Source organism: Streptomyces sp. NPDC002795, from assembly GCF_042888725.1.
GTDB lineage: Bacteria > Actinomycetota > Actinomycetes > Streptomycetales > Streptomycetaceae > Streptomyces.
Genome location: NZ_JBIAQB010000009.1, coordinates 364627 through 380906, shown reverse-complemented (window position 1 = coordinate 380906; position 16280 = coordinate 364627). Strand labels below are relative to the sequence as shown.

At 71.0% G+C, this 16280-nt stretch carries 11 protein-coding genes; 5 read left to right on the top strand and 6 right to left on the bottom strand.

Annotation, left to right across the window (positions count from 1 at the left end):
* Positions 1-21: 21 nt before the first annotated feature.
* Together ACFYWS_RS27920 and rpsA are read right to left on the bottom strand one after the other, a co-directional pair.
* Positions 22-960 (bottom strand): PAC2 family protein, encoded by a 939-nt coding sequence (locus tag ACFYWS_RS27920; RefSeq protein ID WP_389280941.1) that lies wholly within the window; start codon positions 958-960, stop codon positions 22-24.
* Between the two features lie 209 nt (positions 961-1169).
* Positions 1170-2696, bottom strand: coding sequence for a 30S ribosomal protein S1 (rpsA, locus tag ACFYWS_RS27915; protein ID WP_389280940.1), 1527 nt, complete (start codon positions 2694-2696; stop codon positions 1170-1172).
* Positions 2697-3060: 364 nt separating this feature from the next.
* On the opposite strand from rpsA, the gene ACFYWS_RS27910 reads away from it, so the two are divergent.
* Both ACFYWS_RS27910 and hrpB read left to right on the top strand, forming a co-directional pair.
* The gene (locus ACFYWS_RS27910) at positions 3061-3888 is read left to right on the top strand and encodes a class I SAM-dependent methyltransferase (RefSeq protein ID WP_389280938.1); all 828 of its coding nucleotides are present in this window, start codon (positions 3061-3063) and stop codon (positions 3886-3888) included.
* Positions 3889-3913: 25 nt separating this feature from the next.
* On the top strand, positions 3914-6427 hold the full coding sequence (hrpB, locus tag ACFYWS_RS27905; protein ID WP_389280936.1) for an ATP-dependent helicase HrpB: 2514 nt from the start codon (positions 3914-3916) through the stop codon (positions 6425-6427).
* Here hrpB and ACFYWS_RS27900 read toward each other — a convergent pair.
* The 3 genes from ACFYWS_RS27900 to ACFYWS_RS27890 form a co-directional block, all read right to left on the bottom strand.
* Positions 6417-7421 carry a DUF3068 domain-containing protein gene (locus ACFYWS_RS27900; protein ID WP_389280935.1) on the bottom strand — a complete coding sequence of 335 codons (1005 nt, stop codon included), beginning with the start codon at positions 7419-7421 and terminating at the stop codon, positions 6417-6419. The genes hrpB and ACFYWS_RS27900 overlap by 11 nt on opposite strands.
* A 39-nt stretch (positions 7422-7460) precedes the next feature.
* Positions 7461-7595 carry an SPW_0924 family protein gene (locus tag ACFYWS_RS27895; RefSeq protein WP_389280933.1) on the bottom strand — a complete coding sequence of 45 codons (135 nt, stop codon included), beginning with the start codon at positions 7593-7595 and terminating at the stop codon, positions 7461-7463.
* A 169-nt stretch (positions 7596-7764) separates the two neighbouring features.
* Positions 7765-9486, bottom strand: a complete 1722-nt coding sequence (locus ACFYWS_RS27890; RefSeq protein ID WP_389280932.1) for a lytic transglycosylase domain-containing protein — start codon at positions 9484-9486, stop codon at positions 7765-7767.
* A gap of 182 nt (positions 9487-9668) precedes the next feature.
* Here ACFYWS_RS27890 and ACFYWS_RS27885 point away from each other — a divergent pair, with 182 nt between their 5' ends.
* Positions 9669-10481: a DUF4184 family protein gene (locus tag ACFYWS_RS27885; protein ID WP_389280930.1), complete on the top strand. Its 813-nt coding sequence runs from the start codon at positions 9669-9671 to the stop codon at positions 10479-10481.
* A gap of 56 nt (positions 10482-10537) precedes the next feature.
* Here the strand turns inward: ACFYWS_RS27885 and polA are convergent, their stop codons facing one another.
* Positions 10538-13207 carry a DNA polymerase I gene (gene polA, locus ACFYWS_RS27880; RefSeq protein WP_389281069.1) on the bottom strand — a complete coding sequence of 890 codons (2670 nt, stop codon included), beginning with the start codon at positions 13205-13207 and terminating at the stop codon, positions 10538-10540.
* 238 nt (positions 13208-13445) lie between these two features.
* On the opposite strand from polA, the gene ACFYWS_RS27875 reads away from it, so the two are divergent.
* Both ACFYWS_RS27875 and ACFYWS_RS27870 read left to right on the top strand, forming a co-directional pair.
* Positions 13446-15740, top strand: coding sequence for an FdhF/YdeP family oxidoreductase (locus ACFYWS_RS27875; protein ID WP_389280929.1), 2295 nt, complete (start codon positions 13446-13448; stop codon positions 15738-15740).
* A 69-nt stretch (positions 15741-15809) separates the two neighbouring features.
* Positions 15810-16280 carry a hotdog fold thioesterase gene (locus ACFYWS_RS27870; RefSeq protein WP_389280928.1) on the top strand — a complete coding sequence of 157 codons (471 nt, stop codon included), beginning with the start codon at positions 15810-15812 and terminating at the stop codon, positions 16278-16280.

The following is a 16280-nucleotide window of genomic DNA, read 5'->3' as shown; positions in this document are numbered from 1 at the left end:
GCGGAAGCTTAGGCCCTGCGATCAGGCGTCGCCCTCGCGTTCCGCCAGGAACTTCTCGAACTCCTGGCCGATCTCGTCCGCAGACGGGATGTCCAGCGGCTCCGCCAGCATGTTGCCCCGCTGGTCCGCTCCCGCGACGGCGTCGTACTGGTGCTCAAGGCCCTGGACCAGGGAGACCAGCTCCTCGTCGCCCTCCTGCACCTGACGGTCGATCTCCGTCTGCGTACGGTGCGCGTCCGTGCGCAGCCCGTGCGCGACGCCCGGCAGCACCATGCCGGTCGCCGCAGTGATCGCCTCCAGGACGGTCAGCGCGGCGTCCGGGTACGCGGAGCGGGCGATGTAGTGCGGGACGTGCGCGGCGACGCCGAGGACGTCGTGCCCGGCCTCCATGAGGCGGTACTCGACGAGGGCCGCGGCGCTGCCCGGCACCTGCGCCTCGTCGAACGGACTGGCGTGCCCGGGCACCAGATCGGTGCGGTTGCCGTGCGGGGTGAGGCCGACGGGGCGGGTGTGCGGGACGCCCATCGGGATCCCGTGGAAGTTCACCGCGAGGCGCACCCCGAGACGCTCCGCGATCTGCCGCACCGCGGCGGCGAAACGCTCCCACTCGACGTCCGGCTCGGGCCCGGCGAGCAGCAGGAACGGCGCCCCCGTCGCATCCTGTACGAGCCGCACCTCAAGCACCGGCGTCTCGTACTCGCTCCACCGGTCGCGGCGGAACGTGAGCAGCGGACGGCGTGCCCGGTAGTCCACGAGCCTGTCGTGGTCGAAGCGGGCCACCACCTGGTGCGGCAACAAGTCGATGAGCCGCTCGACGATCTGGTCGCCGGTCTCACCTGCGTCGATGTAGCCGTCGAAGTGATAGAGCATGACCAACCCGGCCGACTCCTGGGCAAGCGCCATGTCCACGGCGGCGAGCCCCTTCGGCTCCCATGAGTACAAATCCTGCGGATCAAGCACAGTGACCGCTCCTCCTCGTGTTCCACCAGAACAACGCACGGAGCGGCCACGGACATTCCCTGTTTGGGGGCGCGGGGAACCGCGCGCGCGGCACATCGCCGCGGAGACGGCCGACGACGCACCGCCCTGTGGCCCAGGGCACAAAAAACGGCTGGGCCGCACCTTCCGGTGCGACCCAGCCGCCTAACTACCTGCTAGCGCAGAGCGTTTCAGCTCTGGCCGCCCGCCAGCTTCTCGCGAAGCGCGGCGAGCGCCTCGTCCGAGGCGAGCGCGCCGGAGTTGTCGGCCGTCTCCGAGGAGTACGAGCCGCCGCCACCGGCACCGCTGCCACCGGAGGCGGCCGGAGCCGCACCGCCGGCGGCGGGAGCCGCAGCGCCCTCGGCCTCGGCCTGAGCGTCGGCCTCGCGGGACTTGATGACCTGGGCCTGGTGCTGCTCGAAGCGCTGCTGCGCCTCGGCGTACTGGCCCTCCCAAGCCTCGCGCTGGGTGTCGAAGCCCTCGAGCCAGTCGTTGGTCTCGGGGTCGAAGCCCTCGGGGTAGATGTAGTTGCCCTGGTCGTCGTACGACGCGGCCATGCCGTACAGGGTCGGGTCGAACTCGACGACCGACGGGTCGGCGCCGAACGCCTCGTTGGCCTGCTTCAGCGAGAGGCTGATGCGACGGCGCTCGAGGTCGATGTCGATGACCTTGACGAAGATCTCGTCGTTGACCTGGACGACCTGCTCCGGGATCTCCACGTGGCGCTCGGCCAGCTCGGAGATGTGGACCAGGCCCTCGATGCCCTCGTCGACGCGGACGAACGCACCGAACGGAACCAGCTTCGTGACCTTGCCGGGAACGACCTGGCCGATCTGGTGCGTACGGGCGAACTGCTGCCACGGGTCTTCCTGCGTCGCCTTCAGCGACAGGGAGACACGCTCGCGGTCCATGTCGACGTCGAGGACCTCGACGGTGACTTCCTGGCCGACCTCGACAACCTCGGACGGGTGGTCGATGTGCTTCCAGGAGAGCTCGGAGACGTGGACGAGGCCGTCGACGCCACCCAGGTCCACGAAGGCACCGAAGTTGACGATCGAGGAAACGACGCCGGAGCGGACCTGACCCTTCTGCAGGGTCGTGAGGAACGTCTGGCGGACCTCGGACTGGGTCTGCTCGAGCCAGGCACGGCGGGACAGGACCACGTTGTTGCGGTTCTTGTCCAGCTCGATGATCTTGGCCTCGAGCTCCTTGCCCACGTAAGGCTGGAGGTCGCGGACACGACGCATCTCGACGAGGGAGGCCGGCAGGAAGCCACGGAGGCCGATGTCGAGGATGAGACCACCCTTGACGACCTCGATGACGGTACCGGTGACGATCCCGTCCTCTTCCTTGATCTTCTCGATCGTGCCCCAGGCGCGCTCGTACTGAGCGCGCTTCTTGGACAGGATGAGGCGGCCTTCCTTGTCCTCCTTCTGGAGAACCAGGGCCTCGATCTCGTCGCCGACGGCCACGACCTCGTTCGGGTCGACGTCGTGCTTGATCGAGAGCTCGCGGCTCGGGATGACACCTTCGGTCTTGTAACCGATGTCGAGGAGGACCTCGTCCCGGTCAACCTTGACGATGACGCCGTCGACGATGTCGCCATCGTTGAAGTACTTGATCGTCTCGTCGATGGCGGCGAGGAATGCTTCCTCGTTACCGATGTCGTTGACCGCAACCTGCGGGGTGGTGGCGGTGGTCTCGGTGCTGCTCGTCATGTGGGAAAGGGCTCCGGCGGACATTGAAAGTCGGGGGGTACTGCCACGCCGGGAACCTGTTTCGCACCCGAAGAAGCCGGACAGCCCAGGAAGCGCCGAATCCGGATTTCCGTAAGGAACCGGTGGCGCCTCGATAACCGAGGGGACATGCAACAGATGCGAGCACAGCCTGCTATGTCTGAGGTGCGCAGGCCCGCAGCGCAACTTGTAGCATACGGGGGCAGCCGGACAGGGTCAATGCGCGAAGGCGCACACCCGGGGCGGATCGCCGCATACCCGGCACAAAACCTGTCACACGAGGCCACTGGCACCGCAGGGCCCGCACATTATTACGAGGGAGCGGATCATCCAAGAGTCCGGACCAATGGAAGCGCACGACTCCCCCTCTACGGTCGACGACGACTCGACGGCGACCCGGCGGGACGCGGACACCACGGAGAGTTCGCGGGCCAACCGCGGCTGGTGGGACAGGAACGCGGACGACTACCAGGTGGAGCACGGCACGTTTCTGGGCGACGACCGTTTCGTGTGGTGCCCCGAGGGGCTCGACGAGATCGAGGCCGAGCTGCTCGGCCCGCTCGACGAGCTCGCCGGCAAGGACGTCCTGGAGATCGGGGCCGGCGCCGCGCAGTGCTCGCGCTGGCTGCTCGCCCAGGGCGCGCGCCCCGTCGCCCTCGACCTCTCGCACCGCCAGCTCCAGCACGCGCTGCGCATCGACGGCGGCAAGGTGCCTCTCGTGGAGGCGGACGCGAGCGTGCTCCCCTTCAAGGACGGCTCGTTCGACCTCGCCTGCTCCGCGTACGGTGCGCTCCCCTTCATCGCGGACCAGGTGCAGGTGCTGCGCGAGGTGCACCGCGTGCTGCGGCCCGGCGGACGGTTCGTCTTCTCCGTCACGCACCCGATCCGCTGGGCGTTCCCCGACGAGCCGGGCCCCGAGGGCCTGTCCGTCTCCGCCTCGTACTTCGACCGCACTCCTTATGTGGAGCAGGACGAGGACGGGCGGGCGGTGTACGTCGAGCATCACCGGACCATCGGGGACCGGGTGCGGGACGTGGTGGCGGGCGGCTTCCGGCTCGTCGACCTCGTGGAGCCCGAGTGGCCCGAGTGGAACACGCAGGAGTGGGGCGGCTGGTCGCCGCTGCGCGGGAACCTGATCCCGGGCACGTCGATCTTCGTGTGCGAGCGAGACTGAAGGTGTGACCTCACCCCCTCCTTCTGTGCGTAACGACGCGCTGCAAGCCCTTCCTGTACGTTCCGCGCTGCCCGCCCTGACGTCCGCGCTCGACGCGGACGGGGCCGCGGTGCTCGTGGCGCCGCCCGGCACCGGCAAGACGACCCTCGTACCGCTCGTGCTCGCCGGGCTGCTCGACGAGGACGCTCCCGTACGTCGTGTGGTGGTCGCCGAGCCGCGGCGGATCGCGGCCCGGGCGGCGGCGCGGCGGATGGCGTGGCTGCTCGGCGAGCAGGTGGGGGAACGGGTCGGCTACACGGTGCGCGGCGAGCGCGTCGTCGGGCCGCGTACCCGCGTCGAGGTGGTCACGACGGGCGTGCTGCTGCAACGGCTGCAGCGGGACCAGGAGCTGCGCGGCGTCGATGCCGTGATGCTCGACGAGGTGCACGAGCGGCACCTCGACGCGGACACCGTGGCCGCCTTCCTGTGGGACGTGCGCGAGGCGCTGCGTCCTGAGCTGAAGCTCGTCGCGGCGTCCGCGACGACGGACGCCGAGGGGTGGGCGTCGCTGCTCGGGGGCGCTCCGGTCGTCGAGGCCGAGGGCGTCTCGTATCCGGTGGACGTGGTGTGGGCGCCGCCCGCGCGTCCGGTGCGGCCGCCGCACGGGATGCGGGTGGATCCGGCGCTGCTCACGCATGTGGCGTCCGTGGTGCGCCGAGCGCTCGCCGAGCGGGACGGGGACGTGCTGTGCTTCCTGCCGGGTGTCGGGGAGATCGCGCGCGTGGCCGGGCAGTTGGGCGGCCTGGGCGAGGTGGATGTGCTTCAGGTGCACGGGCGGGCGCCGGCCGCCGTGCAGGACGCGGTGCTCTCGGCGGGTGCGCGGCGACGGGTCGTCCTGGCCACTGCCGTCGCCGAGTCGTCGTTGACCGTGCCGGGGGTGCGGTCCGTCGTGGACGCGGGGCTCGCGCGGGAGCCGCGGGTGGACCACGCGCGCGGGTTGAGCGCGCTGACGACCGTACGGGCTTCCCGGGCGGCCGGGACGCAGCGGGCGGGGCGGGCCGGGCGTGAGGCGCCGGGTGTGGTGTACCGGTGCTGGGACGAGGCGGAGGACGGGCGGCTTCCGCGCTTCCCCTCCCCGGAGATCAAGGTGGCGGACCTGACGGCGTTCGCGCTGCAAGTGGCGTGCTGGGGCGACCCGGACGCCTCGGGGCTCGCGCTGCTCGACGCTCCTCCGGGCGGGGCGATGGCGGCGGCACGGTCGGTGCTCACGGCGGTCGGAGCGGTCGGGGGAGACGCGGGCCGGGCCACCGGACGCGGTGCGCGGCTCGCGCGGCTCGGGCTGCATCCACGGCTCGGCCGGGCGCTGGTGGACGCGGCGCCGGTCGTCTCCGGGAAGCGGGCGGCGGAGGTCGTGGCGCTGCTCGGCGACGAGCCGCCGCGCGACTACGGGGACGACCTGGGCGGGGCGCTGCGCGCGGCCCGGCGCGGAGGTGACGCCTACGCGGCCCGGTGGCGTCAGGAGGTACGACGGCTCGCCGGCCTCGTGAGCGAGTCCGGGGCGGACCAGGGCCGGGTCCGGGACGACACGGACGACCAGGTGGCCGGGCTCGTCGCCGCGCTCGCCTTCCCCGAGCGCGTCGCCCGTCGCACCGGGGGCTCGCTGCTCATGGTCTCCGGCACCCGCGCCGACGTTCCCGACGGGTCCGCCCTGCGGGACGCCGAGTGGGTCGCCGTCGCTGTCGCCGACCGGCCTGTGGGAGCCGGGCACGCGCGCGTGCGGCTCGGCGCGGTCGTGGACGAGGGGACCGCGCGCCGGGCCGCCGCTTCACTCCTCCAGGAGGGCGACGAAGTGGCGTGGGCGGGCGGCGAGTTGGTGGCCCGGCACGTCACCCGGCTCGGCGCCGTCGAACTCGCCGTACGCCCCCTGAAGAACCCCGCCCCCGGCCTCGTACGGGACGCTCTGCTCGAAGGGTTGCGGCGCGAGGGGCTCGGGCTGCTGCGGTGGAGCAAGGACGCCGTGGCGCTGCGGGAGCGGCTGGCGTTCGTGCGGCGGCATGTCGGGGAGCCGTGGCCGGACGTGAGCGACGATGCGCTGCACGCGCGCGTGGACGAGTGGCTGGAGCCCGAGCTCAGTGCGGCGCGGCGCCGGGCCGACCTCGGGCGGATCGATGCCGGGGAGGCGCTGAGGCGGCTGCTGCCGTGGGCGGGCGGCCGGGCGGCGCGCCTGGACGAGCTGGCGCCGGAGCGGTTCGAGGTGCCGAGCGGCTCGCGGGTGCGGCTCGACTACTCCGATCCCCAACAGCCCGTACTGGCAGTGAAGTTGCAGGAGATGTTCGGGCTGCGCCAGACACCGCGTGTGGCGGGTGTTCCGGTGCTCGTGCATCTGCTGTCGCCCGCGGGACGGCCCGCGGCCGTCACCGCGGACCTGGCCTCGTTCTGGGGCGACGGCTACCGCTCCGTACGGGCCGATCTGCGCGGCCGCTACCCCAAGCATCCGTGGCCCGAGGACCCGGCGGCGGCCGAGCCCACGCGGCACACGAACGCCCGCCTCAGACGCTGACCGGGTCCGGCTCCGGCTCGGCCACCGGCGTCTCCTCCGGTTCGCCGGGACGCCGGCTGCGCGCCTCCAGCCACAGCGACAGGGCGAGCAGCAGCACACCGAGACCGAGGAAGCCCCACGGCAGGTAGGCGGTGAGCAGCAGGACCAGGACGCGCTGGGACTTGACCAGGTCGACCGTCGACTCGATGAAGTCGGGGCGCATCTTGACGTCGCCGGCGAAGGCGGTGACCTTCTTGTCGGGGTCGCCGGCGAGCAGGGTGCCGCCGCGCATCTCCTCCTTGTGCTGCTCCTCGCCGTAGACGGGGGCGCCGGTGGTCGGGTCGACCAGGAAGGTGCGGACGGTCGAGTACCACATCTGTGTGCCGGTCTTGGCGACGGACTCCGGAGTGATGCCCTTCACGGGCAGCTTCTTGGGGAACGGAACCTTCGTCCACGGGATGGTCTGCTCGAAGCGGTAGATCTCCAGGCCGTGGAAGTTCTCCGTGCCCTTGTAGTGGATGGGCCGGGTGACGCGGGCACGCGCGTCGAAGTACTCGTAGTCGCGCGCCTCCGTAAGGAAGGGCCACTTGAACTCGATGCCCTCGCGCTTGACCGGGTCGCCGTCGACCGATTCACCCTTGGCGTGCACGGGCGCCGAGCTGTGGGCGTCGAAGATGTAGCGCTCGGGGATCTGGGAGACCATCTTGCCGTCGGGCCCCGTCACGTAGGTGAGGCCGTCCCAGACGACGACGTCGCGTCCGGCGGTCTTCTCCACCTTGTCGGACGCCTCGACGTTGCCCTTGAGGGTCTGCACGATGTTGAGCTTGGGGACCTTCTTCTCCTTCATGGTCCCGTAGTCGACGAGGGTCGCGTTCTTCGCCTCCAGGACCATCGTCTGGTACTGGCTCGGCGGGATCTTCGCGAGGCGCGGGAACGCGTACCAGCGCATCAGTGGGGACATCGCCGTGAAGAACACGGCGAAGGCGAGCAGGATCAGGCTGGCCTTGCGGCGCATCGCGGCGGCCCTCCTCAGCTACGGGCGTGGCACGGGCTTCTACGGGTGTGCGGGTACGGAGTGCAGCAGCGGTTTCGGGGATGTCTCGCCCGGCGGGGCACCGACCGCGGTCATGGTGAGGACCAGGGCGAGCGCCGCGGCGAGACCGATCGCCGCGGCGACGAGAGCGCGCATGTCCGACCTCCCTGCAGCCTTGCGGCAGACGGAATCTGATGAGGCGTCAGGCCTCTGGGTCGGTGCACCGTAGCAACGCGGAGCGGGAATGAGAACACGTTGTACGGGACGTAGTTGAGCCCCCGACCGGGTGCGGTCGGGGGCTCAACTACGCGGTGCGCGAAGGGTGTTACGAGGCGGTCGCCCCGGTCACCTTCAGTTCGACGTCGAGCGTCGCGCCGCCCGTCGTGGTGACGCGCAGCAGGAACGTGCCGGTGGTGTCGTCCGCGTACAGCTTCGGGAGCGTGAGGTGCCCGTCGGCGTCGGTCGTGAGGCCCTTGAGGGTGCGGATCGTCTTGCCGTCCGCGTCCTTGAAGTAGGGGCCCTTGTCCGCCTGGGTCGCGTCGTCCGCGGCCTTGATGAGCGTCGCGGTCGCGGCGACCTTGTCGGCTGCGGCGCCCTTGTACGTGGCCTTCAGCTCGACGGCCTTGGCGAAGGTGCCGCCCGCCTCGCAGGTCAGCGCGTCGTCGTCGACACGGGCCAGCTCGTCGGCGGCCCGCGCGGTGACGCTCGCCTTGTAGTCGAGGCCGGGCAGGGTGCGGCCGACGACGGTGGTGCGGACCGTGAACTTCCCGGTCTTCTCGCCCGCCTTGAGAGCGGGCGCGGTGGCCACGCCCGAACCGCTCGTGGTGACGGTGGCGCTGGTGGCGCCGCCGGAGAACGTGGCGTCCGTGTCGCCGACGACCGCGAAGCGGATCTTCACGGAGCCGACGCCCGAGCCCGCCGCGTTCTTGGCCTTCACCGAGACCCGCTCGCCGAAGGAGTCGCCCGCCATGGCGCTGAGGCCGCCGGTGCCCGCGTCGGCGAGCTTGGTGACGGACTGGGTGGGGCTGGTGGTGGGCGGCGGGGTGGTCTCGCCGGGGCTTTCCGAGCCGCCCCCGCCGGTGTTCCCGCCGGGAGTGGTCGAACCGCCACCGGACGGTGTCTTGGGCGGTTTCTTGGACGGGTCCTTCGTGGCCGGCCGGTCCGACGGGCGGTCGGAGTTCCGGTCGGTGGGGCTCGGCGACGCGCTCGCGCCGCCCGTGCCGCCGCCGCTCGGGTGCTTGGGCAGCACGCCGGTGCCGTCGGGGACCGAGTGCGAGTGCTTGCGGTAGAACTCCAGCCACTTCAGGACGGTGGCGAGGTAGTCCGAGGAGTTGTTGTAGCTGAGGATCGCCTTGTTGAGGTCCGAGGCGTTCGCCAGGTCGCGGTCGGCGCGGCACAGGTAGTGGCCCGCGGCGAGGGCGGCGTCGTAGATGTTGTTCGGGTCCTTCTTGCCGTCGCCGTTGCCGTCGCGGCCCGCCCACTCCCAGGTGGAGGGGATGAACTGCATGGGGCCCACCGCCCGGTCGTGGGTGGTGTCGCCGTCGTAGGACCCGCCGTCGGTGTCGGTGATCTTCGCGAAGCCGTTGCCGTTCAGGACCGGGCCGAGGATCGCGTGCAGCGTGTTGCCGTCCGCGTCGACGTCGCCGCCGCGGGCCTGGCCCGACTCGACCTTGCCGAGCGCGGCGAGCAGTTGCCAGTCCAGATTGCATCCGGGCTTGGCGGTGCCTATCTCGGCGGCGGCCTTCTTGTACGCGTCGAGGACGGTCGCCGGTATGCCGGAGTCGTCGCCGCTCTTCCCGCCCGTGCCGGGCGAGGCGGTCGGGCCGTCGGTGGGGCTGTCCAGCGGGGGCAGGTCGGTGTAGTAGTCCGGGCCCGTCGCCGAGTCCTGCGAATCGTCGCCGGAGCGGTCCGCCGCGGAATTGCCGCCGTCCACGTGCGAAGGGCTCACGCCGGGTGCCTGGGACGCGGACAGAGCCGCCACCGCCGCGGCGGCGACCGCGGCCGTCATGACTCCCCTGCGCAGTCGCCTGCCGAATACCGCCGCCATGCCGCGAGCCCCTCCCCTTGTCGCCTGTAACGACCCGCCACACTCCCCCAGCGAGCGGATCCCGCCGACCCTACGACAACTTCCGCCGCACAGACACCCGTTCGTGCCCGGTATTGAACGATTGCGCCGCTACGGATGCCGTACGATTCCACGCTCGCACGTACGGGACAACGGGGGGCCACGTGCCGTTCACCATCAGCCATGCCGCCGCTGTGCTGCCCTTCGTGCGGCGGGACGGTGCGGGGCGCGGCCCGCTCGTTCCCGCGCTGCTCGTCGCCGGGTCGTTCGCCCCCGACCTCACGTACTACGCGGCGGGGGCGGTGCCGGGGGCCATGGAATTCGGCGCGTTCACGCACTCGTTCACGGGTGTGTTCACCGTGGACGTGGGGCTCGCGCTCGCGGTGGTGGCCCTGTGGCGGCTGATCCGGGAGCCGCTGCTCGGGCTCGTTCCGGGGCGGGTACGGGGGCGGCTGGCGGCCGTGGTCCGGCCCCGGCCGCGTACGGGGTGGTGGCCGCTGTGGTGGTACGTCTCCGCGGCACTCGGCGCCACGACCCACGTCGTGTGGGACGCCTTCACGCACCCGGACCGCTGGGGGACGCGCCTCTTCCCCGTCCTCGGCGAGACGTTCGCCGGCTCCCCGCTCTACTGGTACGCCCAGTACGCCGGTTCGGCCGCCGCACTCGCGGTGCTCGCCGCGTTCGCGTGGCGGACGGTACGAAGCGCCGAGCCCGCACCCGCACCACCCACCGGGGAGCGGTGGCTCGCGTGGCCCCTGATCGCAGGCTGCGCGTGCCTCGCCGGCGGCCTACGGGTGGCACGCTGGCTGTCCTACGTCAACGGAACCGGCCTCACCTGGCACCCCTGGGAAATCATCCCGACCCTGTGCTTCGGCGCGGGGGCGGGCGTGGGTGGAGGAGTGCTGCTGTACGCACTGGTGACCCAATTCAAGCCCCGCCGGCGTTTGAGGCGCGGGGTCCGGGGCGGAGCCCCGTGACGTGAGCCCGGGTGCAGGCCGCGAACCAACGCACCCCGCACCCGGCCGACCAAGCCCTAGTGGGCCGCGGACTCCCAGTCCGCCCCCAGCCCGACCGAAACATCCAACGGCGCGCGGAGCGCAACCGCTCCGGCCATCTCACGCCGCACCAGCTCCTCCGCCGCCGCGGCCTCACCAGGAGCGATCTCCAGCACGATTTCATCGTGCACCTGAAGCAGCATCCGCGACTTGAGGTCCGCCTCCGTGAGCGCCTTGTCGACGTTCAGCATCGCGATCTTCACGATGTCGGCCGCCGTGCCCTGGATCGGCGCGTTGAGCGCCATCCGCTCGGCCATCTCGCGGCGCTGCCGGTTGTCCGAGTTCAGGTCGGGCAGGTACCGGCGGCGCCCCAGCATCGTCTCCGTGTACCCGGTGGCGCGCGCCTCGTCGACGGCGCGGCGCAGGTAGTCCCGTACCCCGCCGAACCGCTCGAAGTACGTGTCCATCAGGCCGCGCGCCTCGCCCGGGTCGATGCCCAGCTGACCGGAGAGGCCGAAGGCGGAGAGGCCGTACGCGAGCCCGTACGACATCGCCTTGATCTTGCGGCGCATCTCCGCGTCGACCGCGTCCCGCTCCACTCCGAAGACCTGCGAGGCCACCGTGGTGTGCAGGTCCTCACCGGAGGTGAACGCCTCAAGGAGGCCCTCGTCCTCCGACAGGTGCGCCATGACGCGCAGTTCGATCTGGCTGTAGTCGGCCGTCATCAGCGACTCGTAGCCCTCACCCACCACGAACCCACGCCGAATGGCACGGCCCTCGTCGGTGCGGACCGGAATGTTCTGCAGGTTCGGGTCGGTCGACGACAGTCGTCCCGTCGCCGCCACCGTCTGGTTGAACGTGGTGTGGATACGGCCGTCCGCCGCGATCGTCTTGATCAGGCCCTCGACGGTGACGCGGAGCTTGGCCTGCTCGCGGTGGCGCAGCATGATCACGGGCAGTTCGTGGTCGGTCTGCGTGGCCAGCCAGGCGAGCGCGTCGGCGTCCGTCGTGTACCCGGTCTTGGTCTTCTTCGTCTTCGGAAGGTCGAGTTCCTCGAAGAAGACGGCCTGGAGCTGCTTCGGGGAGCCGAGGTTGAACTCGTGCCCCACCGCGTCGTGCGCCTCCTTCACCGCCTGCTGCACGGCGCCCGCGAACATCTGCTCCATCGACTCCAGGTGGGCGCGGTCGGCGGCGATGCCGTGCCGCTCCAGGCGCGCGAGGAGCGTGGATGTGGGCAGCTCGATGTCGGTGAGCAGATCGGCCGCGCCGACCTCCCCCAGCCGTGTACCGAACGCCTCGCCCAGGTCGAGGATCGCGCGGGCCTGCACCATGAGCGCGTCGGCCTCGGCCTGGTCGTCCTCGTCGGTACCGAACGCCAGCTGACCGTCGGCCGCGCCGGCCGGGGCCAGCTCGCGGCCCAGGTACTCCAGGGACAGCGCGTCGAGCGCGAAGGAGCGGCGGCCCGGCTTGACCAGGTACGCGGCGAGCGCCGTGTCCATCGTGATGCCGTCGACACTCCAGCCGTGCTCGGCGAAGACGCGCATGACCGCCTTGGCGTTGTGCAGCACCTTCGGCTTCTTCGCGTCGGCGAGCCAGGTGGCGAACGCCTTCTCGTCGGCCTCGTCCAGCGTCGACGGGTCGAACCAGGCGGCCTCTCCCCCGGCGGCGGCCAGCGCGACCTCGGTGACCGAGCCCGTGCCCAGCGACCAGGTGTCGACGGACGCCATGCCGAGGACCGCCTTGCCGTGCTCGGCCAGCCACGGCGCGACCTCGCCCGTCGCCAGCACCGTGCCGTCCAGTTCGACCCCCGGCTCCGCCGGGGTCTCCTCGGCCTCCTCGGCCCCCGGGTCGACGGCGAACAGGCGCTCGCGCAGCGACGGGTTACGGATCTCCAGGGTGTCCAGGATCATCGCGATCGACGTCCGGTCGTACGCCTCGCGCTCCAGGTCGGTGACGGTCTTCGGGAGCTCGACGTCCCGCACCATCTCGGTCAGCCGCCGGTTCAGCTTCACGGCCTCGATGTGCTCCCGGAAGTTCTGCCCCGCCTTGCCCTTGACCTCCTCGGCGCGCTCGACCAACTCCGCGAACGAACCGAACTGGTTGATCCACTTCGCGGCCGTCTTCTCACCGACTCCGGGGATGCCCGGCAGGTTGTCCGACGGGTCGCCGCGCAGCGCCGCGAAGTCCGGGTACTGGGCCGGCGTCAGCCCGTACTTCTCCTCGACCTTCTGAGGCGTGAACCGCGTCAGCTCGGAGACGCCCTTGGTGGGGTACAGCACCGTCACGTTCTCCGAGACCAGCTGGAACGAGTCCCGGTCGCCGGTGACGATGAGGACGTCGAAGCCCGCGGCCTCGGCCTGCGTGGCGAGCGTGGCGATGACGTCGTCGGCCTCGAAGCCGTCGACCGCGAAGCGCGGCGTGTGCATCGCGTCGAGCAGCTCGCCGATCAGCTCGACCTGCCCCTTGAACTCGTCCGGCGTCTTCGACCGGTTCGCCTTGTACTCGGTGAACTCCTCGGAGCGCCACGTCTTGCGGGACACGTCGAACGCCACCGCGAAGTGCGTCGGCTCCTCGTCGCGCAGCGTGTTCGCCAGCATCGACGCGAAACCGTAGATCGCGTTCGTCGGCTGGCCCGTCGCCGTCGTGAAGTTCTCCGCAGGCAGCGCGAAGAACGCCCGGTACGCCAGCGAATGCCCGTCCATGAGCATCAGGCGGGGACGCCCGCCCGCGCTGCTGTCTGCTGCCTTCGCCACCGGATCCACCGTCTTCTTAGCCGTCTTCGCTGCTGCTTTCTCTGCCACGCCCACGATCCTGCCACGCCCCACTGACAGCGCGGCCCACCTCGGTCCGGCACGGGCGTTGTCACACCCCCGTGCGAAGATCGGAGACGTAGCTCACAGAACTGCGCCGCAGCATCGCAGGACCTGCTCAAAGGGGAGCCGAACCATGGCAAGCAAGCCGCCCGCATCCGACCCGGTACAGGACGCGCCGCAGGTAGCGGCGCCCCAGCACCATGCCGCCGGGCTCCCCGCCGTGAAGCACTCGCTCAAGATGGCCCGCGAGCAGATGGGCGTGAAGCGGACCGCGCTGACGCTGCTGCGCGTCAACCAGAAGGACGGCTTCGACTGCCCCGGCTGCGCCTGGCCCGAGCCGGAGCACCGGCACGCGGCGGAGTTCTGTGAGAACGGGGCGAAGGCCGTCGCCGAGGAGGCCACCCTGCGCCGCGTGACGCCGGAGTTCTTCGCCGCGCACCCGGTCTCCGACCTCGCGACGCGCTCCGGGTACTGGCTGGGCCAGCAGGGCCGGCTCACCCACCCCATGCTTCTAGAAGGAGGGGGCCTGGACGAGGGCGCCTCGCACTACGAGCCGGTCACGTGGGAGCGCGCCTTCGACCTGATCGCGGACGAGCTGACCGCTCTCACCTCCCCCGACGAGGCCGTCTTCTACACGTCGGGGCGCACCAGCAACGAGGCGGCGTTCCTCTACCAGCTGTTCGCCCGCGAGTTCGGCACGAACAACCTGCCCGACTGTTCGAACATGTGCCACGAGTCGTCCGGCTCCGCGCTCACGGAAACGATCGGCGTCGGCAAGGGCAGCGTCCTCCTGGAGGACCTCTACAAGTCGGACCTGATCATCGTCGCCGGGCAGAACCCGGGCACGAACCATCCGCGCATGCTCTCCGCCCTGGAGAAGGCGAAGGCGGGCGGCGCGAAGATCATCTCCATCAATCCGCTGCCGGAAGCGGGCCTGGAGAAGTTCAAGAACCCGCAGACCCCGAAGGGCCTCACCAAGGGCGCCGCGCTGAACGATCTGTTCCTGCAGATCCGCCTCGGCGGCGACCAGGCCCTCTTCCGCCTCCTCAACAAGCTGATCCTCGGCACAGAAGGCGCCACCGACGACGCCTTCATCGCCGAGCACACCCACGGCTACGAGGAGTTCACCGAGGCCGCCCGCGCCGCCGACTGGGACGAGACCCTCGCGGCGACCGGCCTGTCCCGCGCCGACATCGAGCGCACCCTGGAAATGGTCCTCGCCTCCAAGCGCACCGTCGTGTGCTGGGCCATGGGCCTCACCCAGCACAAGCACTCCGTGCCGACCATCCGCGAAGTGGTCAACTTCCTGCTGCTGCGCGGCAACATCGGACGGCCCGGCGCCGGCGTGTGCCCCGTCCGCGGCCACTCGAACGTGCAGGGCGACCGCACCATGGGCATCTTCGAGCGCCCCGCCCCGGCGTTCCTCGACGCCCTGGAGAAGGAGTTCGGCTTCGCCCCGCCGCGCGAACACGGCTTCGACGTCGTGCGCGCCATCCGCGCCCTGCGCGACGGACAGGCCAAGGTCTTCTTCGCCATGGGCGGCAACTTCGTCTCGGCGTCCCCCGACACCGACGTCACCGAGTCGGCCATGCGCCGCGCCCGTCTCACCGTCCACGTCTCCACGAAGCTGAACCGCTCGCACGCCGTCACCGGCGCCCGCGCCCTGATCCTGCCGACGCTCGGCCGCACCGAGCTCGACCTCCAGGGCAGTGGCGAGCAGTTCGTGACCGTCGAGGACTCCATGGGCATGGTGCACGCCTCCCGCGGCCGCCTCGACCCGGCGAGCCGGCACCTGCTGTCGGAGCCGGCCATCGTCGCCCGCCTCGCCCGCCGCGTCCTGGGCGCCGAATCGGCCACGCCCTGGGAGGAGTTCGAGAAGGACTACGCGACGATCCGCGACCGCATCGGCCACATCATCCCCGGCTTCGAGGACTTCAACGCGAAGGTCGCCGACCCGAGCGGTTTCGCGCTCCCGCACGCCCCGCGCGACGAGCGCCGCTTCCCCACCACCACCGGCAAGGCCAACTTCACGGCCGCGCCCGTCGAGTACCCGCGCGTGCCCGAAGGCCGCCTGCTGCTGCAGACGCTGCGCTCGCACGACCAGTACAACACCACGATCTACGGCCTCGACGACCGCTACCGCGGCATCAGGAACGGCCGCCGCGTCGTCCTCGTCAACGCCGACGACGCCAAGGACCTCGACCTCGCCGAGGGCTCCTACGTAGACCTCGTGAGCGAGTGGAGCGACGGCGTCGAGAGGCGCGCGCCCGGCTTCCGCGTCGTGCACTACCCGACGGCCCGCGGCTGCGCGGCCGCCTACTACCCGGAGACGAACGTGCTGGTGCCGCTGGACGCCACGGCGGACACCAGCAACACACCCGCCAGCAAGTCCGTCGTGGTCCGCCTGGAACAATCCAGGACCGACTGAGCGTTTGCTCAGCCAGGTAACAGCCACACAGACGACTCAAGCACTGCACGACGAACGGAGCCGGGCGCCATGGGCGAGCAGAACCACACGCAGTTCCCGCAAGAGGTCATCGACGAGTACGCGGCACTCGGCATCGACCTCGTCGCCCTGTTCTCCGCCGGGCACCTCGGCACCCGCATGGGCATCGACGTCAAGGAGGCCTCGGCCGAGCGCGTCGTCGGCACCATGCCCGTCGAGGGCAACACCCAGCCCTACGGACTGCTGCACGGCGGCGCGTCCGCCGTGCTCGCCGAGACCCTCGGCTCCATCGGCGCGATGCTGCACGGCGGCAGCGGCAAGATCGCCGTCGGCGTCGACCTGAACTGCACGCACCACCGCGGCGCCCGCTCCGGCCTCGTCACCGGCGTCGCCACACCGCTGCACCGCGGCCGCTCCACGGCGACGTACGAGATCGTCATCACCGACGAGCAGGACAGGCGGGTCTGCTCGGCCCGCCTGACCTGCATGCTCAAGGAAGTACCGGACGCGCCCACCGCGTAG